Source organism: Streptomyces sp. NPDC050564 (genome assembly GCF_044457265.1).
GTDB lineage: Bacteria > Actinomycetota > Actinomycetes > Streptomycetales > Streptomycetaceae > Streptomyces.
The window spans coordinates 246,391-267,984 of the sequence record NZ_JBITGS010000012.1; the positions used below are offsets into that span (position 1 = coordinate 246,391).

A 21,594-nucleotide genomic window follows, 5' to 3' on the forward strand; every position below is an offset into this window, starting at 1 on the left:
CGCATCTCCCGCCCCCGAGCCGCAGCGCGCAGTACCCCCGATGCGCATAGCAACGTGAGCGTGAGCCCCGGACCACCCAGTGGTCCGGGGCTCATTGCTGTTTGCGGTCGCAGGGATTGCTACTGAGCCTTGGTCACTTGTGCGACCGCCTCGGTCACTTGTGGGCCCGCACCGGGATGTCCAGGATCACCTGGGTACCGCGCTCCGGGGCGGCCACCATGTCGAAGGTGCCGCCCAACTCGCCCTCCACCAGCGTCCGCACGATCTGCAGGCCGAGGTTGCCCGAGCGGTGCGGGTCGAAGCCCTCGGGCAGACCGACCCCGTCGTCCTGGACGGTGACCAGCAGACGGGCGTCCTTGGTGGTGCCGCCGCGCACGGCCGAGACCTCGACGGTGCCTCGGTCGCCCTCGCGAAAGCCGTGTTCCAGGGCGTTCTGCAGGATTTCGGTCAGGACCATGGAGAGCGGGGTCGCGACCTCGGCGTCCAGGATGCCGAAGCGGCCGGTGCGCCGGCCGGTGACCTTGCCGGGTGAGATCTCGGCGACCATGGCGAGCACCCGGTCGGCGATCTCGTCGAACTCCACGCGCTCGTCCAGGTTCTGGGAAAGCGTCTCGTGCACGATCGCGATCGAACCGACCCGGCGTACGGCTTCCTCCAGGGCTTCTCGGCCCTTGTCCGAGTCGATGCGCCGGGCCTGCAGCCGCAGAAGTGCCGCCACCGTCTGGAGGTTGTTCTTCACCCGGTGATGAATCTCCCGGATGGTCGCGTCCTTGGTGATCAACTCACGCTCGCGGCGGCGCAGTTCGGTGACGTCGCGCAGCAGTACGAGGGAACCGACACGCGTGCCCTTGGGCTTGAGCGGGATCGCACGCAGCTGGATCACCCCGTCGCCGCTCTCGATCTCGAACTCGCGGGGCGCCCAGCCGCTGGCGACCTTGGACAGTGCCTCGTCCACCGGGCCTCGGGACGGCGCCAGTTCGGCGGTGGTCACACCGAGGTTGTGGCCCACCAGGTCGGCGGCCAGGCCGAGGCGGTGGTACGCCGACAGCGCGTTCGGTGAGGCGTACTGGACGATGCCGTCCGCGTCGAGCCGGAGCAGCCCGTCACCCACCCGCGGCGAAGCATCCATGTCGACCTGCTGGTCGGGGAACGGGAAGGTGCCCGCCGCGATCATCTGGGCGAGATCGGAGGCGCTCTGGAGGTACGTCAGCTCCAGCCGGCTCGGGGTGCGCACGGTGAGGAGGTTGGTGTTCCGGGCGATGACACCGAGGACGCGCCCCTCGCGCCGTACGGGAATGGACTCGACCCGGACCGGAACCTCCTCGCGCCACTCCGGGTCACCCTCGCGCACGATCCGGCCCTCGTCGAGCGCCGCGTCCAGCATGGGCCGGCGGCCGCGCGGGACGAGGTGACCGACCATGTCGTCCTGGTACGAGGTGGGGCCGGTGTTGGGCCGCATCTGGGCGACGGAGACATAGCGGGTGCCGTCGCGCGTGGGGACCCACAGGACGAGGTCGGCGAAGGAGAGGTCGGAGAGCAGCTGCCACTCCGAGACCAGCAGATGCAGCCACTCGAGATCGGAGTCACCGAGGGCGGTGTGCTGGCGTACGAGGTCGTTCATGGAGGGCACGTCTGCGAGCGTACCCGGCGGATACGACATGCTCCGAAATCAGCCGTCGGCATCGGCTCCGGAAACACCCGCGGGCCGCGGCGCCTGGGAGGGACCCTCAACCCTCCCGGCACCGCAGCCCGGAGCAACAACGGCCGCGGGGTGTGCGGTCCCAATCGGCCGAAGAGAGGAGCCGGAGCAGTCAGGGCAGAGAGCGCCGGTTCCTCGGTCCGCCTTCCTGTGCGGGGAAGACGGAGGCTTGTTCACTTGCCTGCAATGCCTTCAGTTGCCAAAGCATTGTGGACTAGACCATGGTCCTGCGTCCATGCGCCTTCTGTCCATGCGTCGACGGATGTTTGTTGTTGTCTGCTTATCGAACATCCAAAGGCATCCATCACGCAGACTAACCCGCTTCGGTTCATGAACGGGCCGGATTGGCGGATGAGGCGGCCCGGATTGGCGCATGAAGGCGGCCGCCGCGGCTCATGGCCGGGGCCAGAGAGCCATGGCGAGCTCGGCGAGGGCCTCCAGTTGCTCCCTGGAGGCGCCGTCACGGGCCTGCTGGCTCATGCCTTGGATGATCGCTCCGGTGTACCGGGCGAGGGCGGCCGCGTTCGTGTCAGCGGGCAGTTCGCCCGCGGCGATCCCCGCTTTTATACGACTCTCGAACGCGGCGATGTTGGCGTTGCGCCGCTCGCGCAGGGACTCCTCCACCTCCGGTGAGGTGCAGTTGGTGGCCGCATGGATGACCAGACAGCCGTGCGGATGGCCCGGGGCGGTGTACTCGACCGCGGCCTCGCACAGCATCCGCTCGACCGCGCCACGGGCCGTGGGCTCCTCGGCCAGCGCGCGGTCGCCGAACGAGCCGTACCTCGTGCCGTACTCGCGCACGACCTCGTCGAAGAGCGACCGCTTGTCGCCGAACGCCGCGTACAGACTCGGGGCGCCGATGCCCATGACGCGCGTGAGGTCGGAGACGGAGGTCGCCTCGTACCCGTGCTCCCAGAACGCGAGGATCGCCTTCTCCAGCGCGGTCTCACGGTCGAAGGAGCGGGGGCGGCCGCGCTGCCTGGTCACGGCCTTGGCGTCCTCATGCCTGGTCACGGCCTTGGCGTCCTCATGCCGGGTCGCGCCCGCCTCGGTCTGCTGCCTGCTCACCATGAGGTGGATTTTATAGCGGGTGCTAGAGAAATGTCGGTGGGCTGTTGTACGGTTTTTCTGTAGCGGTCACTAGTGAAATGAGAAGGGGGCGCCGACATGGGCGTGCTCACGGGCAGGACGGCACTCGTCACGGGTGGCGGCAGGGGCATCGGGCGGGGCATCGCCGAGCGGCTCGGACGGGACGGTGCGCGAGTGGCCGTGCACTACGGCAGCAACGAGGCGGCGGCGAAGGAAACGGTCGCCTCGATCGAGGCGACGGGGGGATCGGCGTTCGCGATCGGGGTGGAGCTGGGACGGCCGGGCGACGCGAAGGCCCTGTGGGACGCCTTCGACGGGCAGTCGGACGGGCTGGACATCCTGGTGAACAACGCGGGGATCGGTACGTCGCGGTCCCTCGAGGAGATCGACGAGGCGGAGTACGACAGGGTCTTCGCGGTGAACGTGAAGGCGCCGCATTTCATCGTCAAGCACGGCCTGGACCGCCTGCGGGACGGCGGGCGGGTCATCAACATCTCCTCCGGGCTCGCACGGACCGCCGTCATGCCGGACAAGATGGCGTACGCGATGACCAAGGGCGCCCTGGATGTCTTCACCCGGGACCTTTCCAAGGTGCTGGGTCCTCGGGGGATCACTGTGAACTCGGTGGCGCCCGGCATCATCGACACCGACAACACCGCCGAGTTGCTGCACGGGACCGAGGGCGGATGGGCGCAGGCCTCGGCGATATCGGCGCTGGGCCGGGTGGGGGTGCCGGCCGATGTGGCCGACGTGGTGGCGTTCCTGGCCTCGGACGACGGGCGGTGGATCACGGGGAGTTGGGTGGATGCGACGGGGGGTTCGCTGACGTAGGGCCCGCCGCGGCCGAGGTGTTGGACCGGGCGGCATGCCGAAGCCGTGCCGACGGGGTGCCGGCGGGGTGCTGAGGGCCGTGCCGGCGGGGTGCCGATGTGCCGGGTCCGGCGGGCCCTGAGTCTCAGCGGGTCTCCGTCACCTTCGCGAGGGCGCGCGGCGCGTCCGGGTCCTGACCGCGGGCGACGGTGACCTCGTAGGCCAGGAGCTGGAGCGGGAGGATCTCCAGGATCGGCTGGACCTCTTCGGCGACGCCCTCGGTCGGCAGGACGAAACCGGCCGAGGCCTGTTCGACCTGGGCTCGGGGGCCGATGACGACGAGGTCGGCGCCGCGGCCGCGCAGCCGGTCGAGCACGGGCTGGAGCGCTTCGCCGCCATGGCCGTCGGTGACGACCGCGATGACCGGCGAGATGTTGTCGACCATGGCGAGGGGGCCGTGCAGGAGGTCGGCGCCGGAGTAGGAGAGGGCGGGGATGTAGCTGGTCTCCATCAGCTTCAGGGCGGCTTCCTTGGCGGTGGGATAGCCGTAGCCGCGCGAGGTGATCACCATGCGCTCGGCGAAGCGGTAGCGCGAGGCGAGGATCCTGACCTCGCTCTCGCGGGCGAGGAGACCGGCGGCGAGGTCGGGCAGCACCTTCGCGGGAGCGCCGTCGCCGCCGCGCAGACCTTCGACGAAGAGGTAGAGAGCGAGAAGGGAGGCCGTATAGGTCTTGGTGGCGGGGAGCGCCTTTTCCGGGCCGGCCATGATGTCGATGTGGTACTCGGAGACGGCGGCCAGCGGTGAGTCCGGGTTGTTGGTCACCGCGAGGGTGATGGCGCCGGCCGCGCGGGCGGCCCGGGTCGAGGCGACCAGGTCCGGGGAGCCGCCGGACTGACTGACGGTGACCACCAGGACGTCGGTGAGATCGGGGTGCGCGCCGTATGCCGTGGTCGTCGACATCGAGGTGAGCCCGCAGGGCAGGCCCAGGCGGATCTCCAGGAGGTACTTCGCGTACAGGGCGGCGTTGTCGGAGGTGCCGCGGGCCGTGAGCAGCACGAAGCGCGGCTTGCGGGAGGCGATCTGCCGGGCCACGTCCTGGATCCGGGGCGCGCCTGCGTCGAGGATCCGCCGCAGCACGTCGGGCTGTTCGGCCATCTCCCGGGCCATGATCCGGCCCGGGCGGTCGCTTTGGGATGCGCCGTGGGGAGCGTGCGGGGGCGTGGCGGTCATGGGTGCCTCCTTGTGCGCGGTGAGCCATGTGCGGTGTGCAGGGCGGTGTGCCGCGTGCGGCGTGAGTCGGTGTGCGCTGCGCTGGGTGCGGAGTCAGCCGTTGTGCGCTGCGCCGTGTGCGGGGTGCCTTGTGCGGCGTGAGTCGGTGTGCGCTGGGCCGTGTGCGGGGTGCCGTTTGCGGCGTGAGTCGGTGTGCGGTTTCCATTGCACTCCCCCGGGTGGGGGCGCGCGCGTCCGGGTGGGGCCTTCGGGGCGACGAGCGAGTGACGCTCTGCTAGATTGGTCTATACCACATGCGTCCCCCTTCGGGTTCCAGTTGAGTCCCCTGAGTCCCCTCTCCAGATCGGCAGGCCCAGCGTGGAAGTTGTCATCGTCCCGGATGCCAAGGCGGGCGGCGAGCTGATCGCCGAGGCCATGGCCGAGCTGCTCCGGCGCAAGCCCGACGCCCTGCTCGGCGTGGCCACCGGCTCGACTCCGCTGCCCATTTACGAGGCTCTGGCGGCCAAGGTGAGCTCCGGCGCCGTGGACGCCTCGGGCGCACGGATCGCGCAGCTCGACGAGTACGTGGGGCTGCCGGCCGAGCATCCCGAGTCGTACCGTTCGGTGCTGCGACGGGAGGTGCTCGAGCCGCTGGGCCTGGACATGGACGCGTTCATGGGGCCGGACGGCACCGCGCAGGACGTGCAGGCCGCGTGCGAGGCGTACGACAAGGCGCTGGCGGAGGCCGGTGGGGTGGATCTGCAGCTGCTCGGGATCGGGACGGACGGGCACATCGGGTTCAACGAGCCCTGCTCCTCGCTCGCCTCGCGGTCCCGGATCAAGACGCTGACGGAGCAGACCCGGGTCGACAACGCGCGGTTCTTCGAGGGCGACATCGAGCAGGTGCCGCACCACGTCATCACCCAGGGCATCGGCACGATTCTGGAAGCACGGCATCTGGTGCTGCTGGCGACGGGTGAGGGCAAGGCGGACGCGGTTGCCGCGACGGTGGAGGGTCCGGTTGCCGCGGTGTGCCCCGCTTCGGCCCTTCAGCTTCACCCGCACGCCACGGTCGTCGTGGACGAGGCGGCGGCTTCCAAGCTGAAGCTTGCGGACTACTTCCGGCATACGTTTGCCAACAAGCCGAGCTGGCAGGGGATTTAAGCCGGGTTGGTGTGTGCGAAGGCGCCGGGACTCCCGTTACAGGGGCCCCGGCGCCTTCGCATGTCGGGCTCACGGCCGTCGGACGGGTGCGGCCTGGCGGGCGGTGGCTGCTGCCCACCCTCCCCCAAGCTCTCGGCTTCCCCAGACCAGGGAGACCCATCGTCGAGCAGGGGCACCCCTAAAGCCCCTTGCGGAATGTCCGCCCACACACCACGGCCCTGCTCACACGGCAGCCTTGGCGAGCGCGCGCCGCACGGCCCTCTCCTGCCCGGCCCGCCGCGCGGCTCACGCCCCCGTGATGACCTCCGCCGCCGCCAGGCCGCACACCCTTGCCGCGCCATGGGTGGCGATGTGGAGGGCGCCACGGGGTGGGGCCTGGGGTACGCCCATCTCGACCACGATGGTGTCGGGGCGGGCCGCGAGGAGGGTGTCGAGGGCGGCCGCCATCCAGGGATGACGGTGTTCGTCCCGCACGACGGCGACGATGCGGCGGGAGTCCGCGGCGGCGAGGGCCGAGGGGCCCGCGTCCTCGCCGGTGAAGCTGCCGGTCTCCGTGCCGGGGAGCAGACGGGCCAGCTCCGCCGCGACGCCCCAGGGGGTCTCTTCGCCGACAGCGATGTTCGCGACCGGGGTGAGGGCGGCGACGTACGGGGCCTGGGTGAGCGGGGCGTACGTCTCGGAATGGGTCACCGTGAGCGCGCGCCGGGCGGCCACGAGGCCGACCTCGACACGATCACTCGCGCCCGCACCCACTCCCGTACCGGCACCGACGCCCGTATGCACGCCCGGTCCCCCGCCCGCACTCGCGCCCCCGGACGAGGCCGTCCAACGAGCCAGTTCCCGTACCCGGCTAGCCGCCTCCGCGAGTCGTTCCTCCGCGAGTTCACCGGTGCGGACGGCGGAGACGAGGGCGTCGCGCAGGCGGCGCACCGTGTCGTCGTCCGCCAGTCCCCCGCCCACGCAGATCGCGTCGGCGCCGGCGGCGATGGCGAGCACGCTGCCGCGTTCGATGCCGTAGGTCGCGGCGATGGCCTGCATCTCCATGCCGTCGGTGACGATGAGGCCTTCGTAGCCGAGTTCCTCGCGGAGCAAGCCGGTGAGAATGCGGCGGGAGAGGGTGGCCGGGCGGTCGGGGTCCAGAGCGGGGACCAGGATGTGCGCGCTCATCACGGCGCGGGTACCGGCGGCGATCGCGGCCCGGAACGGGGCGAGTTCGCGGCCCTCCAGCACCGACAACTCGGCGTCGATGCGCGGCAGCGCGTGGTGCGAGTCGACCGCCGTGTCGCCGTGGCCCGGGAAGTGCTTGGTGCAGGCCGCTACGCCGGCCGCCTGGAGTCCGGTGACGTAGGCCGCCGTGTGCCGGGCCACCAGATCGGTGTCGGCGCCGAAGGACCGCACGCCGATGACCGGGTTTCGCGGATTGGAGTTGACGTCGGCGGACGGGGCCCAGTTGAGGTTCACGCCGCAGGCGGCCAGGCGGCGGCCGAGCTCGAAGGCGACATCCCGCGTGAGCGATACGTCGTCCACGGCGCCCAGCGCGTGGTTGCCCGGAAAGGACGAACCCGTCCGCACCTCCAGGCGGGTGACATCACCCCCCTCCTCGTCGATCGCGACGAGCACGTCGTCGCGTTCGGCGCGCAACTGGGCGGTCAAGGCAGCCAGTTGCGCGGGCGAGGCGATGTTGCGGCCGAACAGGCCGACCGAGGCGAGGCCTTGGCCGAGGCGGCGCAGCAGCCAGTCGGGGGCCGTGGTCCCCGTGAAGCCGGGCTGGAGGACGGTCAGGGCGTCACGGGTCAGGCCATCTTTTTCTGAATTGGACGCAGCGGTACCACTGGCGAGTGTCGTCATCGGGGTGGCGTTATCCCTTCACGGCGCCTGCGACAAGGCCGCTGACGGCCCTCCGCTGCAGGAAGACGAAGAGGATCAGGATCGGTACGGCGAACAGCGAGGCCGCTGCCATGGTGGCACCCCAGTCGTCACCGAAGGTCGTCTGGAAGCTGGACAGCCACAGCGGGAGGGTCTGGGCCTCGATGTCCTTGTTCAGGATGAGGACCATGGGAAACTCGTTCCAGGCGGTGATGAACCCGAAGAGCGAGGTGGCCATCAGGCCGGGCGCGAGCAGCGGGAAGATCACCTTGATGAAGGCCTGGGTGCGGGTGCAGCCGTCGACCATGGCCGACTCCTCCAGCTCCTTCGGCACGGCGGCGACGTATCCGCGCAGGGTCAGGATGGTGAAGGGCAGCACCATGACCATGTAGAAGAAGGTCAGCGGGACCAGGCTGTTCAGCATCTCGCCGTCGCGCACGATCATGTAGATCGCGATGACCATGACCTCCCAGGGGGCCATCTGCGCGATCATGAACGTGATGATGAAGCCGCGCCGCCCCTTGAACCGCATCCGCGCGAGCGCGAAGGACGCGAGCAGCGCGATGACGAGCGACAGGAGAACCGACAGCACGGTAACCGTCACGGAGTTGCCGACCAGCGTCCAGAAGTGGTCCGCGTCCACGGCTTTCTTGAAGTGCTCGAACGTGACATCGGTCGGGAAGAAGACGGGGTCGTCGGCGATGATGTCGCCGGTCGGCTTGAAGGCCGTGGCGAACATCCAGTAGACGGGGAACGCGAAGACCACGAAGAGGACGATCGCTGTCGCGTTGGGCCACAGACGGCGGATCGATGAAGAAGCAGCGCGTTTCACAGCTCGTCCTCCTCCTGCTTGAGCACGGTGCGCAGGTAGTACGCGGTCAGGGCCAGCAGGATCAGGATGGTGAGGAACGAGATCGCCGCGCCCATCCCGAAGTGCTGGTTGCCGACACCTTCGACGAAGGCGTAGATCGGCAGGGTCTCGGTGAGCCGGTTGGGGCCGCCCTCGTTCATCACGAAGATCTGCGGGAACGCCTTGAAGATCCAGATGACCTCAAGGAACGTCGTGGCCCACAGGAACGGCCGCAGGAACGGGAAGGTCACCGAGGTGAAGGACTGCCAGGCGCCGGCACCGTCCAGCGAGGCGGCCTCGTACAGCTCCTTGGAGATCGTGGTCGTCGCGGCGTAGAGGTTGATCGCCACGAAGGGGATGGACTGCCAGACGATCAGCAGGGTGACCACGGAGAAGGTGGAGAACTGCGTGCCGAGCCAGTTGTAGTCGGCCATGGAGTGCCAGCCGAGTTTGTCCAGGACCCAGTTGACGACGCCGAAGCGCTGCGCGAAGAGCCACTGGTAGACGGTGGTGGCCGCGACCACGGGCATCGCCCAGGCCAGCACCAGGCCGAGCATCAGCGTCAGCCGCATGCGCCTGCCGAGCCGGGCCAGGAGCAGGCCGACGAGGGTGCCGAGCACCATGATGAGGACGACGTTGGCGGCGGTGAAGACGACCGACCGGCCGACGACCTTCCAGAAGTCGGAACCGGACAGCACGTCCCGGTAGTTGTCGATCCCGTTCCACTCGGTGAGGTGGAGGATCAGTTGCCGCGGGTTGAGGTTCTGGAACGACAGCATGCCGTTCTTCACCAGGGGCCAGCCCAGAAGCACCGCGGTGGCTGCCAACGCCGGCAGCAGGAGCAGATAGGGCGCGGACGCGCCGCCTCGTCCCTTCGTCCGGCTCTCCCCGTCTCCCGGTGGGGATGCGTCACTCTTGCGGATCCCGGCCGCCGGGACCGTGTCCGCGCGTTCGGTCTGCACTGACATGCTCGCCATCTCTCTGTGGCCCTACTGGTCGATGCACCACTGCTCGATGCACCACTGCGTCGGGGCGCCCTCTTCGGGGCGCCCCGGCACGGGTGATCAGCTCGTCTGCGAGAGACGCTTGTTGATCTCGGCCTCGACCTGCTTGGCGGCGTCGGCGGGCGACTTACCGTTCAGCACCGCGGTCATGTAGGTCTTGATCGGGTTCGGGGCGTTCTCGACGGCGGCCCATTCGGGGATCAGCGGCGTGGTGCCGCCGCCGGCCGCGGCCGGGGCGGCGGCCACGGCGGCGGGGTTGGCCGAGAGGTTGGTCTGCAGCGACTCCTTGTTCGGGATGACGCCGTTCTCCTTGGCGAGCGCGCCCTCGAACTTGTCGGACAGGGCCAGCTTCAGGAACTCCTTGGCCAGCTCCTGCTTCTTGCTGCCGGCGGCCACCGCGAAGTTGGAGCCACCCAGGAAGACGCCCTCGGGCTTGTCGGCCGTCTCACCCGGGATGGTGAAGTAGCCGATGTTCTTCTCGATGCTCTTGTTGGCCGCGATGGCCGTGCCGGCCTCCCAGCCCATGCCGATGAAGGCGCCGGTCTTGCCCTTGGCGAAGACCTCGGCCTGCTGCGGGGTCGCCTCGTCCTTGTCCTTGGGGGCCTTGGAGTAGGACTGGTACTCCTTGTAGATCTCCATGGCCTTGCCGACCTTCGGGTCGGCAAGGTTGGAGACGTACTTGTCGCCGTCCTTCTTCACCAGGTCGGCGCCCTGGCCGATGGTCAGACCGTCGAAGAAGTACCAGTTCTGGCCGGGCAGGTAGATCGGCTCGGCGTCGGTCTTCTTGTCGATGGTCTGAAGGTCCTTGAAGAACTCGTCCCGGGTCTTCGGGGTGTCCTTGATGCCGGCGTCGGCCCAGATCTTCTTGTTGTAGATGACGACGCGGTTGGCGAAGTACCACGGAGCCGCGTACTGCTTGCCCTGGTAGACCGAGGAATTGTTCAGGGCCGCCGTCCAGTCGGCCCCGATCTCCGACTTGAGGTCCGACAGGTCCGCGAGACCGCCGGTGGCCGCGTAGGCGGGGGTCTGGGTGTTGCCGACCTCAATGACGTCCGGCGGGTTGTCCTCGGAGAGCGCGGTGGTGATCTTCTGCTGGATGCCGTTCCACTGCTGGGTCTGGAACTTCAGCTTGGCGCCGGTCTTCTTCTCGAAGGCCGCCGTCAGATCCTTGGTCCAGCCGGGAGGCGTCGAGCCGTCCATCGCCCAGACGGTCAGGGTCTGCCCCTTGAAGCCGTCGGCACCCGCCTTCTTGCCACTGTCGCCGTCGTCGCCCCCGCACGCCGCGATGGAGACCATCATGCCCGCGATACCGATCGCGGCTATCAGCTTGCGCTTCACGCCACCCTCCTCAGGGATGCCACAAACCCCCCTGGCTCCCCGCGGTGACGTAAGACGTGTACCGCCCGTGGGGCCGGGACTGGACCAATGGTGTAGACCAGTACCGGGAGCTTGGCCTAGACCTGGAGGGGTGTCAAGGAGTTCGCGAGCCCTCCGACCGTCCGTTATGGGACCTACATATGCAGGGACCTTTAAGTAGGTAACCGGCATAATTCACGGCGCCGTTCGCGCGCCCACGGGTGGACCACTTCAGCGCGGTGGACTAGACCAACAGGTGCGCCGACGGTATATAGAGGGGATCACGGAGCGTGCGGGGGGACACTCGCACAAGAAGCCGTGCCACGATGTGAGCCGTGGCCGATGGGGATGTCGGCCGTTTCGGCATCCGGAGCCGGGAAGGCAGAGCATGAGCGCCGATGTCAGCAGTGCGGAGAACGAGGGTGGGGCCCCCATCCGTACCGCGCGCGTGCCCAAGTACTACCGCCTGAAGAAGCACCTGCTCGACATGACGGAGACACTGCCGCCCGGCACGCCGGTACCGCCCGAGCGCACCCTCGCCGCCGAGTTCGACACCTCGCGCACCACCGTGCGGCAGGCCCTTCAGGAACTGGTCGTCGAGGGCCGCCTCGAACGCATCCAGGGCAAGGGCACCTTCGTGGCCAAGCCCAAGGTCTCCCAGGCGCTGCAGCTCACCTCGTACACCGAGGACATGCGCGCCCAGGGCCTCGAACCCACCTCGCAGCTGCTGGACATCGGCTACATCACCGCCGACGAGACCCTCGCCGGGCTGCTCGACATCTCGGCCGGCGGCCGGGTGCTGCGCATCGAGCGCCTCCGCCTCGCCAGCGGCGAACCGATGGCCATCGAGACGACCCACCTCTCCGCGAAGCGCTTCCCCGCCCTGCGCAGGTCACTCGTCAAGTACACCTCCCTCTACACCGCCCTGGCCGAGGTGTACGACGTCCATCTCGCCGAGGCCGAGGAGACCATCGAGACCTCGCTGGCCACCCCGCGCGAGGCCGGACTGCTCGGCACCGACGTCGGCCTGCCCATGCTGATGCTCTCCCGGCACTCACTGGACAAGCAGGGCGAACCGGTGGAGTGGGTGCGCTCGGTGTACCGCGGCGACCGGTACAAGTTCGTGGCACGCCTGAAGCGCCCGCAGGAGTAGTGCCGTCCACGCGCCCGCAGGACTGTTGAGGCTCAAGCGCCTGCAGAAATAAGCCACTTGAGGTAGGCACGTGGTGTAGCGCGACTCCCCTTCCTGCTCTACGTTCCTCCCGTCACCGCATGGACGGGAGGACGAACGGTGCGTACCGCCAAGCCTCGAACCATCGCCATCTGGACCCTCGTCGCGCTGGTGGGCGCCGCGGGCTGGTCCGTACTCGCACTCGCGCGGGGCGAGAACGTGTCGGCCGCCTGGATGGTCGCCGCCGCGCTCGGCTCGTACGCCATCGCCTATCGCTTCTACGCGAAGTTCATCGCGCACAAGGTGCTCAAGGTCGACGGGACACGGGCCACCCCGGCGGAGCGGCTGAACAACGGCATCGACTTCCATCCCACGGACCGGCGCGTGCTGCTCGGCCACCACTTCGCGGCGATCGCGGGCGCGGGCCCGCTGGTCGGTCCGGTGCTGGCCGCGCAAATGGGCTATCTGCCCGGCACCATCTGGATCATCGCCGGAGTGATCTTCGCGGGCGCGGTCCAGGACATGGTGGTCCTGTTCTTCTCCACGCGCCGGGACGGGCGGTCGCTCGGGCAGATGGCCCGCGAGGAGATCGGCCCGTTCGGCGGGGCCGCGGCGCTGCTCGCCGCCTTCGCCATCATGATCATCCTGCTCGGGGTGCTCGCGCTGGTGATCGTGAACGCGCTCGCCGCCTCCCCCTGGGGCACCTTCTCCATCGGAATGACGATCCCGATCGCCCTGCTGATGGGCTTCTACCTGCGCGTCCTGCGCCCGGGACGGGTCACCGAGGTCTCGCTGATCGGCGTGGCGCTCCTGCTGGCGGCCCTCGTCGCGGGCCGCTGGGTCGCCGAGTCCTCCTGGGCCGACACCTTCACCCTCGCCCCCTCCACCCTGGTCATCTGGCTGGTGGCGTACGGATTCATCGCCTCGATCCTGCCGGTCTGGATGCTCCTCGCGCCCCGCGACTACCTCTCCACCTTCATGAAGATCGGCACGATCGCGCTGCTCGCGCTCGGCGTCGTCATCGCGCTGCCGACGCTGAAGATGGACGCGGTCACGGACTTCGCAGAGCGGGGCGACGGCCCGGTGTTCGCGGGCTCACTCTTCCCCTTCGTCTTCATCACCATCGCCTGCGGCGCCCTGTCCGGTTTCCACGCACTCATATCGTCCGGCACGACGCCCAAGATGATCCAGAAAGAGACGCAGGTCCGGATGATCGGGTACGGCTCGATGCTGATGGAGTCGTCGGTCGCGATCATGGCCCTGGTCGCCGCGTGCATCATCGACCCGGGCCTGTACTTCGCTATGAACGGGCCCGCGGGCGTCATCGGCACCACCGTCGAATCGGCTTCGCACGCGGTCGCCACCTTCGGGTACACCGTCTCCCCCGCGGACCTCGCGAAAGCCGCGCACCAGGTCGGGGAACAGAGCCTGCTCTCCCGCACCGGCGGCGCGCCCACGCTCGCCGTCGGCGTCTCGGAGATCTTCTCGAGGGTCACCGGCGGAAGCCTGCGCGCCTTCTGGTACCACTTCGCGATCATGTTCGAGGCGCTGTTCATCCTGACGGCGCTGGACGCGGGCACGCGCGTGGGCCGGTTCATGCTCCAGGACATGCTGGGGAACGTCTACCGCCCCTTCAAGCAGGTGAGCTGGAAGCCCGGACTGATCATCACCAGCGCCCTCGTGTGCGGGCTGTGGGGCTACTTCCTCTGGGTCGGCGTCCACGAACCCCTCGGCGGTATCAACCAGCTCTTCCCGATCTTCGGAATCTCGAACCAGCTGCTCGCGGCGGTCGCCCTGGCCGTCTGCACGACCCTGCTGGTGAAGTCGGGACGCCTCAAGTGGGCCTGGATCACCGGCATTCCACTCGTCTGGGACGCCACGGTGACTCTCACGGCCAGCTATCAGAAGGTGTTCTCCAGCGATCCACGCGTCGGCTTCTTCAAGCAGCGCAGTGTCTACCAGGACGGCATCGACGCCGGAAAGGTCCTGCCGCCCGCCAAGACCATGGACGACATGCACACCGTGGTCACCAACTCCACGGTGGACGGCGTCCTTTCGGCCGTGCTCGCCGTCCTCATAGTCGTCGTGATCGCCGACGCGGCCCGGGCGTGCGTCCGGCACGTACGCCGCCCGGCCCTCTCCACGCTGAGCGAGGCGCCGTACGTGGAGTCGGAGATCGTCGCTCCGGCCGGACTGATCCCCACGCAGCGAGAGAGGCAGGAGGAGCGGGATGCGATCGGCGCTGCACCGGGCAGCTAGCGGAATCCGTTGGTACATACGGGAGCTGACGGATGAATCCGCTTACGACCGTTATGTCGCACACCTCCGCAAGGATCATCCGGACGCCCCCGTACCCTCGCGCCGGGACTTCGAACGGGCACGCACGGACCGTCGGGAGGAGGATCCGCGTCAGGGCTTCCGCTGCTGCTGACCGCACGAAACCGGAGCCCACACGAATCCTCCACGTCCGCTATCCGGAGGGGGGTTCCATAAAGCGGAACCGTCGCCTAGATTGCCTGCGCGTTACACAGGTGATCAGTGAGGGGACGGAGCCGCCGTATGTCAGATGTGCCCGAAGTGAAGCCACCGGCGGTGACGCCGGTCCGCGTCGTGATAGCCCTGTGCCTGCTCGCCCCCTTCGCGGCGATGTTGTGGGTCGGCTCGTACGCGAAGACGGACCCGACCTTCATCGGCATCCCGTTCTTCTACTGGTACCAGATGCTGTGGGTGCTCATCTCCACGGCGCTGACGATGATCGCCTACAAGCTCTGGCAGCGTGACCAGCGCGCCCGAGCCACCACGAAGGGCGGTGCCGAGGCATGAAGGACGGCGTGAACGGCGTGGCACTCGCCGTCTTCATCTTCTTCTTCCTGGCCGTCACGGTCATGGGCTTCCTGGCCGCGCGCTGGCGCAGGCCCGACGACGAGCACAGCCTCGACGAATGGGGCCTGGGCGGACGCTCGTTCGGCACCTGGATCACCTGGTTCCTGCTCGGCGGCGACCTCTACACGGCGTACACCTTCGTCGCCGTACCCGCCGCGGTCTACGCGGCAGGCGCCGCCGGCTTCTTCGCGGTCCCGTACACCATCCTGGTCTACCCGCTGATCTTCACGTTCCTCCCCCGCCTGTGGTCGGTCTCCCACAAGCACGGATACGTGACGACGTCGGACTTCGTGCGCGGCCGCTTCGGCTCCAAGGGCCTGTCCCTCGCCGTGGCCGTCACGGGCATCCTGGCGACCATGCCGTACATCGCGCTCCAGCTGGTCGGCATCCAGGCCGTCCTGGACGTGATGGGCGTGGGCGGCGGAGAGAACACGAACTGGTTCGTGAAGGACCTCCCGCTCCTCATCGCCTTCGGCGTACTGGCCGCGTACACCTACTCTTCCGGCCTGCGCGCCCCGGCCCTGATCGCGTTCGTGAAGGACACCCTGATCTACATCGTGATCGCGGTGGCCATCATCTACATCCCGATCAAGCTCGGCGGGTTCGACGAGATCTTCAAGGCGGCGAGCGACAAGTACACGGCGGCGGGCGCGGGCGGAATCGTCCCCGCCGAAGCGGGCCAGTGGACCTATGCCACCCTCGCCCTGGGCTCGGCACTGGCGCTCTTCATGTACCCGCACTCGATCACGGCGACGCTGTCGAGCCGCAGCCGCGAGGTGATCCGCCGCAACACCACGATCCTGCCCCTGTACTCGCTGATGCTGGGCCTGCTCGCCCTGCTCGGGTTCATGGCGATCGCCGCCGGAGTGAAGGTCACGAACGGCCAGCTCGCCATCCCGCAGCTCTTCGAGACCATGTTCCCGGACTGGTTCGCGGGTGTGGCCTTCGCCGCCATCGGCATCGGCGCGCTGGTCCCCGCGGCCATCATGTCCATCGCGGCCGCGAACCTCTTCACGCGCAACATCTACAAGGACTTCATCAAGCCCGACGCGACGCCCCAGCAGGAGACCAAGGTCTCCAAGCTGGTCTCGCTCCTGGTGAAGGTCGGCGCGCTGGTCTTCGTCCTCACCATGGACAAGACGGTCGCGATCAACTTCCAGCTGCTCGGCGGCATCTGGATCCTGCAGACCTTCCCGGCCCTGGTCGGCGGCCTGTTCACCCGGTGGTTCCACCGCTGGGCGCTGCTCGCGGGCTGGGCCGTCGGCATGGTCTACGGCACGCTCGCGGCGTACGGGGTCGCCTCCCCGACGCAGAAGCACTTCGGCGGCAGCTCGAAGGAGATCCCCGGGATCGGGGAGATCGGCTACATCGGCCTCACGGCGTTCGTCCTCAACGTCGTGGTGACCGTCGTCCTCACCTTCGCCCTCCGGGCGTTCAAGGCTCCCGACGGCGTTGACGAGACGTCCCCCGAGGACTACACGGCGGACGCGGGCGACCCCGGGGTAGAGACGGAACTGCCCCCGGCCACGGCCGGAGCGACGCACTAGGCACCGGGCATGGCCTCGGGGTGAGTGCGCGTACCGGCACCCGCAGGGTGCCGGTACGCGCTCCCGTGGCTCCCCAGCGGGGAAAGGCGGGTGGGCCGCGGCCCATCGCGGTGCGCATGCCCGCAGCTGAGCCAGTACGCACCCACAGTCGCCGACGCACGGAAGGGGCCGTGCCGGTACATCACATGCCCCGTCGCTTACGTGGTTGCCGACAGGCAGAGCCATGAAAGCCAAGCGATCTGCCACCGGCGACGCAGGGCGGATGTACCGGCACAGCCCCGACCCACCCACCGGTCGCAGGCGGACCCACCCACCGGCGGACAGGCGGACCCACCCACCGGCGCAAACCCGCCCCACCCACCAGCCGCAAGCGCCGACGCGGCCACCACAGGACGGGCCGCCGGAAGGAAAACCGGCGGCCCGTCGCCGTACCCGTCCGGCACACTCCCCGCATGGACATCGTCATCAGACGGGCGCAGCCCGAGGAGTACCCCACCGTCGGCGAACTCACCGCGCAGGCCTACCTCGGAGACGGCCTGCTCGACTTCGGGGAGAACGACGAGTACCTCGGAGAGCTGCGGGACGTGCCCAAGCGGGCCGCCGCCGCGGACGTACTCGTCGCGGTGGCCCACGAGCGCGTACTCGGCGGCGTGACCTTCGTCCCGCAGGGCGGCCCCATGGCCGACATAGCCCGCCAGGGCGAGGCCGAGATCCGCATGCTCGCGGTCGCACCCGAGGCGCGGGGCAGGGGCGCAGGCGAAGCCCTCGTCCGCGCCTGCGTCGACCGCGCACGCAACACTGAAGGCTGCGTACGCATCGTCCTGTCCACCCAGCGCACGATGCACGCAGCCCACCGCATCTACGAACGCCTCGGTTTCACCCGCACTCCCGACCGCGACTGGAACCCGATCCCGGACATCGACAACATCCTGCTGCTCACCTACGAGTTGACGATCCAGCACACTCCGTAGCACTCCGCGAAGCCGACCCGACACAACATGTGGGGGTGCTCCCGCAGCCCGGCACAAGATGTATGCTCATGCTCGCTGTCGCCGCAGGGGAATCCGGTGCGAATCCGGAACTGTCCCGCAACGGTGTACTTGTACGTGTTCATGCCCTGCATGGCCGCGTACGAGTGTCAGTCCGAGGACCTGCCGACAGCGCGCCCCGGCCACCCGGCCCGGGCGCCGACGACGTCCGGGCCTCGCGGAATGGGCCGGTGGACGCGGTGCGCCGCTGCCCTGAAGCGCCCCCGTGTGCCCCGCTCCTCGCCAACAGGCCCCGTGCCGAGCGAGGGAGAGCCCCAAGTGACCATCGCGCCAGCCGACCCGGCTTCAGCTTCCGTTTCCGCGAAGCGGGCCCCGGTGGAGACGGACGGTCCCGGTACCACGCTGCTGCGTACCCTGACCGACCTCACCTCCGACCTCCCCGACGCCGACCCCGGCCGGGTCGCCGCCGCCGCGCTGCGCGGCCGGTCCGCCCGCGCGGACGACGAGGAGCTGCGCGAACTGGCCACCGAGGCCGCCGCCGGCCTCATCTCCGAGGACCCGGCGTACTCCCGCCTCGCCGCCCGCCTGCTGACGATCAGCATCGCGGCGGAGGCCGCCTCACAGGGGGTGCGATCCTTCGCCGAGTCCATCGCCACCGGCCACCGCGAGGGCCTGATCGCCGACCGCACGGCGGAATTCGTAAAGCTGCACACGGCCGGCCTGAACGAACTGATCGACGTGCACGCCGACGACCGCTTCGGCTACTTCGGCCTGCGCACCCTGCACAGCCGCTACCTGCTCCGGCACCCGATCACCCGCAAGGTCATCGAGACGCCCCAGCACTTCATGCTCCGGGTGGCGTCCGGCCTCGCCGAGGACGACACGACCAGAGCGCTCGACGAAGTCGCGGCCCTCTACCGGCTCATGAGCCGCCTCGACTACCTCCCCTCCTCCCCCACGCTCTTCAACTCCGGTACACGGCACCCGCAGATGTCGTCCTGCTACCTCCTTGACTCCCCGCTGGACGAGCTGGACTCCCTCTACGACCGCTACCACCAGGTCGCGCGTCTCTCGAAGCACGCGGGCGGCATCGGCCTGTCGTACAGCCGGATCCGTTCCCGCGGCTCCCTCATCCGCGGCACGAACGGGCACTCCAACGGCATCGTCCCGTTCCTGAAGACCCTCGACGCCTCGGTCGCCGCGGTGAACCAGGGCGGCCGGCGCAAGGGCGCCGCCGCGGTCTACCTGGAGACCTGGCACTCCGACATCGAGGAGTTCCTGGAGCTGCGCGACAACACCGGTGAGGACGCCCGGCGTACGCACAATCTGAACCTCGCGCACTGGATCCCGGACGAGTTCATGCGCCGGGTCAACGAGAACGGGATCTGGTCCCTGTTCTCCCCCTCCGACGTGCCGGAACTGGTCGACCTGTGGGGCGACGAGTTCGACGCGGCCTACCGCAAGGCGGAAGAGGCGGGCCTCGCCAAGAAGACCATCCCGGCCCGCGACCTCTACGGCCGCATGATGCGCACCCTCGCACAGACCGGCAACGGCTGGATGACCTTCAAGGACGCCGCCAACCGCACCGCCAACCAGACGGCGGAGCCGGGCCACACCGTTCACTCCTCGAACCTGTGCACCGAGATCCTGGAGGTCACGGACGACGGCGAGACGGCGGTCTGCAACCTCGGCTCGGTGAACCTGGGCGCCTTCGTCGACCGGGCGAGCGGCGACATCGACTGGGACCGCCTGGACGAGACGGTCCGCACGGCCGTCACCTTCCTGGACCGGGTCGTCGACATCAACTTCTACCCGACCGAGCAGGCGGGCCGCTCCAACGCCAAGTGGCGCCCGGTCGGCCTCGGCGCGATGGGCCTCCAGGACGTCTTCTTCAAGCTCCGCCTCCCCTTCGACTCGCCGGAGGCCCGCGCCCTCTCGACGCGCATCGCCGAGCGCATCATGCTCGCCGCGTACGAGGCCTCGGCCGACCTCGCCGAGCGCAACGGCCCGCTCCCGGCCTGGGAGAAGACCCGCACCGCCCGCGGTGTCCTCCACCCCGACCACTTCGACGTGGAGCTGACCTGGCCGGAGCGCTGGGCGGCCCTGCGGGAACGTATCGCCGCGGTAGGCATGCGCAACTCCCTCCTCCTCGCCATCGCGCCCACCGCGACGATCGCGTCCATCGCGGGCGTGTACGAGTGCATCGAGCCGCAGGTGTCGAACCTCTTCAAGCGCGAGACGCTGTCCGGAGAGTTCCTGCAGGTCAACTCCTATCTGGTGGACGAGCTGAAGAAGCTGGGTGTGTGGGACGCGCAGACCCGGGAGGCACTGCGCGAGTCCAACGGCTCGGTGCAGGGCTTCACCTGGGTGCCGCAGGACGTCCGCGACCTGTACCGGACGGCGTGGGAGATCCCGCAGCGCGGCCTCATCGACATGGCCGCCGCCCGGACCCCGTTCCTGGACCAGGCCCAGTCCCTGAACCTGTTCCTGGAGACGCCGACCATCGGCAAGCTCTCCTCGATGTACGCCTACGCCTGGAAGTCGGGCCTGAAGACGACGTACTACCTGCGCTCCCGCCCGGCGACCCGCATCGCCCGCGCCGCACAGGCCCAGGCGCAGCCCGAGAAGATCATCCCCGTCCAGCAGGCGACCGACCCCGACGCCGTCGCCTGCTCCCTGGAAAACCCCGAGTCCTGCGAGGCCTGCCAGTGATGACCCCCGCCCCCGAAAAAACCGAGAAGAACCTCCTCGACCCGGGCTTCGAACTCACCCTCCGCCCCATGCGGTACCCGGACTTCTACGAGCGCTACCGGGACGCCATCAAGAACACCTGGACCGTCGAGGAGGTCGACCTCCACTCGGACGTCGCCGACCTCGCGAAGCTGTCGCAGGGCGAGCAGCACATGATCGGCCGGCTGGTCGCGTTCTTCGCGACGGGCGACTCGATCGTGGCGAACAACCTCGTGCTGACGCTGTACAAGCACATCAACTCCCCCGAGGCGCGGCTGTATCTGTCCCGACAGCTCTTCGAGGAGGCCGTGCACGTCCAGTTCTACTTGACGCTGCTCGACACCTACCTTCCCGACCCGGAGGACCGCGCCGCCGCCTTCGCCGCCGTGGAGAACATCCCCTCCATCCGCGAGAAGGCCGAGTTCTGCTTCAAGTGGATGGACTCGGTGGAGAAGCTGGACCGGCTGGAGACCAAGGCCGACCGGCGCCGCTTCCTGCTCAACCTCATCTGCTTCGCCGCGTGCATCGAGGGGCTCTTCTTCTACGGGGCCTTCGCGTACGTCTACTGGTTCCGCAGCCGGGGTCTGCTGCACGGCCTGGCGACCGGTACCAACTGGGTGTTCCGCGACGAGACGATGCACATGAGCTTCGCCTTCGAGGTCGTCGACACCGTACGCAAGGAGGAGCCGGAGCTCTTCGACGACCTGCTCGGGCAGCAGGTGACGGACATGCTGCGAGAGGCCGTCGAGGCCGAGCTGCAGTTCGCGCGCGACCTGTGCGGTGACGGTCTGCCGGGCATGAACACCGACTCGATGCGGCAGTACCTGGAGTGCGTCGCCGACCAGCGCCTGCAGCGGCTGGGCTTCGCGCCGGTGTACGGATCCGAGAACCCCTTCTCCTTCATGGAGCTCCAGGGCGTTCAGGAACTGACCAACTTCTTCGAGCGGCGGCCGTCCGCGTACCAGGTCGCGGTGGAAGGAACCGTCGACCTCGACGAGGACTTCTGACGTCACCTCAGAAATGATGCCGGGCCGCGGGCGTGGCCCGGCATCATCGCGTCTCGTCCATGGACCGTCCATGGGTCGTCCATGGACCACCTATGGAGCGGCAAAGTTCTTCGGGCGCCGCTATCCGCGCCTCATCGGCCCCGGCTAGGTTCTGGCCGTCCTGACATGTCACACACAGCGGCATACCAGGAGAACTGATCTGGCATGCCCATGACACTC

At 68.7% G+C, this 21,594-nt stretch carries 17 protein-coding genes and 1 riboswitch; of the genes, 10 read left to right on the forward strand and 7 right to left on the reverse strand.

Features of this window, described 5'->3' with window-relative positions; genetic code table 11:
* Positions 1 to 154: 154 nt before the first annotated feature.
* Together ACIBK0_RS21145 and ACIBK0_RS21150 are read right to left on the reverse strand one after the other, a co-directional pair.
* Entirely contained in the window at positions 155 to 1,621 is a 1,467-nt protein-coding gene (locus ACIBK0_RS21145; protein ID WP_399081919.1) for a sensor histidine kinase, read from the reverse strand.
* Positions 1,622 to 2,092: 471 nt separating this feature from the next.
* A complete protein-coding gene (locus tag ACIBK0_RS21150) occupies positions 2,093 to 2,770 on the reverse strand; it encodes a TetR/AcrR family transcriptional regulator (protein ID WP_399081850.1) in 678 nt (225 codons plus the stop codon).
* Between the two features lie 96 nt (positions 2,771 to 2,866).
* Here ACIBK0_RS21150 and ACIBK0_RS21155 point away from each other — a divergent pair, with 96 nt between their 5' ends.
* Positions 2,867 to 3,619, forward strand: coding sequence for an SDR family oxidoreductase (locus ACIBK0_RS21155; RefSeq protein ID WP_399081852.1), 753 nt, complete (start codon positions 2,867 to 2,869; stop codon positions 3,617 to 3,619).
* 124 nt (positions 3,620 to 3,743) lie between these two features.
* Here the strand turns inward: ACIBK0_RS21155 and ACIBK0_RS21160 are convergent, their stop codons facing one another.
* Entirely contained in the window at positions 3,744 to 4,829 is a 1,086-nt protein-coding gene (locus ACIBK0_RS21160) for an SIS domain-containing protein (protein ID WP_399081854.1), read from the reverse strand.
* Between the two features lie 357 nt (positions 4,830 to 5,186).
* Here ACIBK0_RS21160 and nagB point away from each other — a divergent pair, with 357 nt between their 5' ends.
* The gene (gene nagB / locus ACIBK0_RS21165) at positions 5,187 to 5,972 is read left to right on the forward strand and encodes a glucosamine-6-phosphate deaminase (protein WP_399081856.1); all 786 of its coding nucleotides are present in this window, start codon (positions 5,187 to 5,189) and stop codon (positions 5,970 to 5,972) included.
* A 285-nt stretch (positions 5,973 to 6,257) separates the two neighbouring features.
* Here the strand turns inward: nagB and ACIBK0_RS21170 are convergent, their stop codons facing one another.
* From ACIBK0_RS21170 to ACIBK0_RS21185, 4 genes are all read right to left on the reverse strand, one after another.
* Entirely contained in the window at positions 6,258 to 7,820 is a 1,563-nt protein-coding gene (locus ACIBK0_RS21170; protein WP_399081858.1) for a glycoside hydrolase family 3 protein, read from the reverse strand.
* Between the two features lie 10 nt (positions 7,821 to 7,830).
* Positions 7,831 to 8,670 carry a carbohydrate ABC transporter permease gene (locus tag ACIBK0_RS21175; protein ID WP_399081860.1) on the reverse strand — a complete coding sequence of 280 codons (840 nt, stop codon included), beginning with the start codon at positions 8,668 to 8,670 and terminating at the stop codon, positions 7,831 to 7,833.
* Positions 8,667 to 9,656 (reverse strand): carbohydrate ABC transporter permease, encoded by a 990-nt coding sequence (locus tag ACIBK0_RS21180; RefSeq protein ID WP_399081862.1) that lies wholly within the window; start codon positions 9,654 to 9,656, stop codon positions 8,667 to 8,669. The genes ACIBK0_RS21175 and ACIBK0_RS21180 overlap by 4 nt, the downstream gene beginning before the upstream one ends.
* 96 nt (positions 9,657 to 9,752) lie before the next feature.
* On the reverse strand, positions 9,753 to 11,030 hold the full coding sequence (locus ACIBK0_RS21185) for an extracellular solute-binding protein (protein ID WP_399081864.1): 1,278 nt from the start codon (positions 11,028 to 11,030) through the stop codon (positions 9,753 to 9,755).
* 406 nt (positions 11,031 to 11,436) lie between these two features.
* Between ACIBK0_RS21185 and ACIBK0_RS21190 the strand changes: the two genes are divergently transcribed.
* The 8 genes from ACIBK0_RS21190 to ACIBK0_RS21225 all read left to right on the forward strand — a co-directional run bounded on the left by ACIBK0_RS21190 (position 11,437) and on the right by ACIBK0_RS21225 (position 21,375).
* The gene (locus ACIBK0_RS21190; RefSeq protein ID WP_189189334.1) at positions 11,437 to 12,201 is read left to right on the forward strand and encodes a GntR family transcriptional regulator; all 765 of its coding nucleotides are present in this window, start codon (positions 11,437 to 11,439) and stop codon (positions 12,199 to 12,201) included.
* A 138-nt stretch (positions 12,202 to 12,339) separates the two neighbouring features.
* A complete protein-coding gene (locus ACIBK0_RS21195) occupies positions 12,340 to 14,478 on the forward strand; it encodes a carbon starvation CstA family protein (protein ID WP_399081866.1) in 2,139 nt (712 codons plus the stop codon).
* Positions 14,450 to 14,650 (forward strand): YbdD/YjiX family protein, encoded by a 201-nt coding sequence (locus ACIBK0_RS21200; protein ID WP_399081868.1) that lies wholly within the window; start codon positions 14,450 to 14,452, stop codon positions 14,648 to 14,650. The genes ACIBK0_RS21195 and ACIBK0_RS21200 overlap by 29 nt, the downstream gene beginning before the upstream one ends.
* 128 nt (positions 14,651 to 14,778) lie before the next feature.
* Positions 14,779 to 15,042, forward strand: a complete 264-nt coding sequence (locus ACIBK0_RS21205; RefSeq protein ID WP_399081870.1) for a DUF3311 domain-containing protein — start codon at positions 14,779 to 14,781, stop codon at positions 15,040 to 15,042.
* Positions 15,039 to 16,649: a monocarboxylate uptake permease MctP gene (mctP, locus tag ACIBK0_RS21210; RefSeq protein WP_399081872.1), complete on the forward strand. Its 1,611-nt coding sequence runs from the start codon at positions 15,039 to 15,041 to the stop codon at positions 16,647 to 16,649. The genes ACIBK0_RS21205 and mctP overlap by 4 nt, the downstream gene beginning before the upstream one ends.
* 452 nt (positions 16,650 to 17,101) lie before the next feature.
* Positions 17,102 to 17,620, forward strand: coding sequence for a GNAT family N-acetyltransferase (locus tag ACIBK0_RS21215; protein WP_399081874.1), 519 nt, complete (start codon positions 17,102 to 17,104; stop codon positions 17,618 to 17,620).
* Between the two features lie 87 nt (positions 17,621 to 17,707).
* Positions 17,708 to 17,801, forward strand: a riboswitch (cobalamin riboswitch).
* 155 nt (positions 17,802 to 17,956) lie between these two features.
* On the forward strand, positions 17,957 to 20,350 hold the full coding sequence (locus ACIBK0_RS21220) for a ribonucleoside-diphosphate reductase subunit alpha (protein WP_399081876.1): 2,394 nt from the start codon (positions 17,957 to 17,959) through the stop codon (positions 20,348 to 20,350).
* Positions 20,350 to 21,375, forward strand: coding sequence for a ribonucleotide-diphosphate reductase subunit beta (locus tag ACIBK0_RS21225; protein WP_399081878.1), 1,026 nt, complete (start codon positions 20,350 to 20,352; stop codon positions 21,373 to 21,375). Before ACIBK0_RS21220 ends, ACIBK0_RS21225 begins: the two co-directional genes overlap by 1 nt.
* Positions 21,376 to 21,594: the final 219 nt, after the last annotated feature.

Excerpts from the sequence above, each read along its gene's own strand:
- ACIBK0_RS21225 (WP_399081878.1), top strand. The coding sequence starts at position 20,350 with ATGACCCCCGCCCCCGAAAAAACCGAGAAGAACCTCCTCGACCCGGGC.
- ACIBK0_RS21200 (WP_399081868.1), top strand. The coding sequence starts at position 14,450 with ATGCGATCGGCGCTGCACCGGGCAGCTAGCGGAATCCGTTGGTACATA.
- ACIBK0_RS21205 (WP_399081870.1), top strand. The coding sequence starts at position 14,779 with ATGTCAGATGTGCCCGAAGTGAAGCCACCGGCGGTGACGCCGGTCCGC.
- ACIBK0_RS21180 (WP_399081862.1), bottom strand. The coding sequence starts at position 9,656 with ATGTCAGTGCAGACCGAACGCGCGGACACGGTCCCGGCGGCCGGGATC.
- ACIBK0_RS21215 (WP_399081874.1), top strand. The coding sequence starts at position 17,102 with ATGGACATCGTCATCAGACGGGCGCAGCCCGAGGAGTACCCCACCGTC.
- ACIBK0_RS21170 (WP_399081858.1), bottom strand. The coding sequence starts at position 7,820 with ATGACGACACTCGCCAGTGGTACCGCTGCGTCCAATTCAGAAAAAGAT.
- ACIBK0_RS21160 (WP_399081854.1), bottom strand. The coding sequence starts at position 4,829 with ATGACCGCCACGCCCCCGCACGCTCCCCACGGCGCATCCCAAAGCGAC.
- ACIBK0_RS21150 (WP_399081850.1), bottom strand. The coding sequence starts at position 2,770 with ATGGTGAGCAGGCAGCAGACCGAGGCGGGCGCGACCCGGCATGAGGAC.
- ACIBK0_RS21155 (WP_399081852.1), top strand. The coding sequence starts at position 2,867 with ATGGGCGTGCTCACGGGCAGGACGGCACTCGTCACGGGTGGCGGCAGG.
- ACIBK0_RS21145 (WP_399081919.1), bottom strand. The coding sequence starts at position 1,621 with ATGAACGACCTCGTACGCCAGCACACCGCCCTCGGTGACTCCGATCTC.
- mctP (WP_399081872.1), top strand. The coding sequence starts at position 15,039 with ATGAAGGACGGCGTGAACGGCGTGGCACTCGCCGTCTTCATCTTCTTC.
- ACIBK0_RS21190 (WP_189189334.1), top strand. The coding sequence starts at position 11,437 with ATGAGCGCCGATGTCAGCAGTGCGGAGAACGAGGGTGGGGCCCCCATC.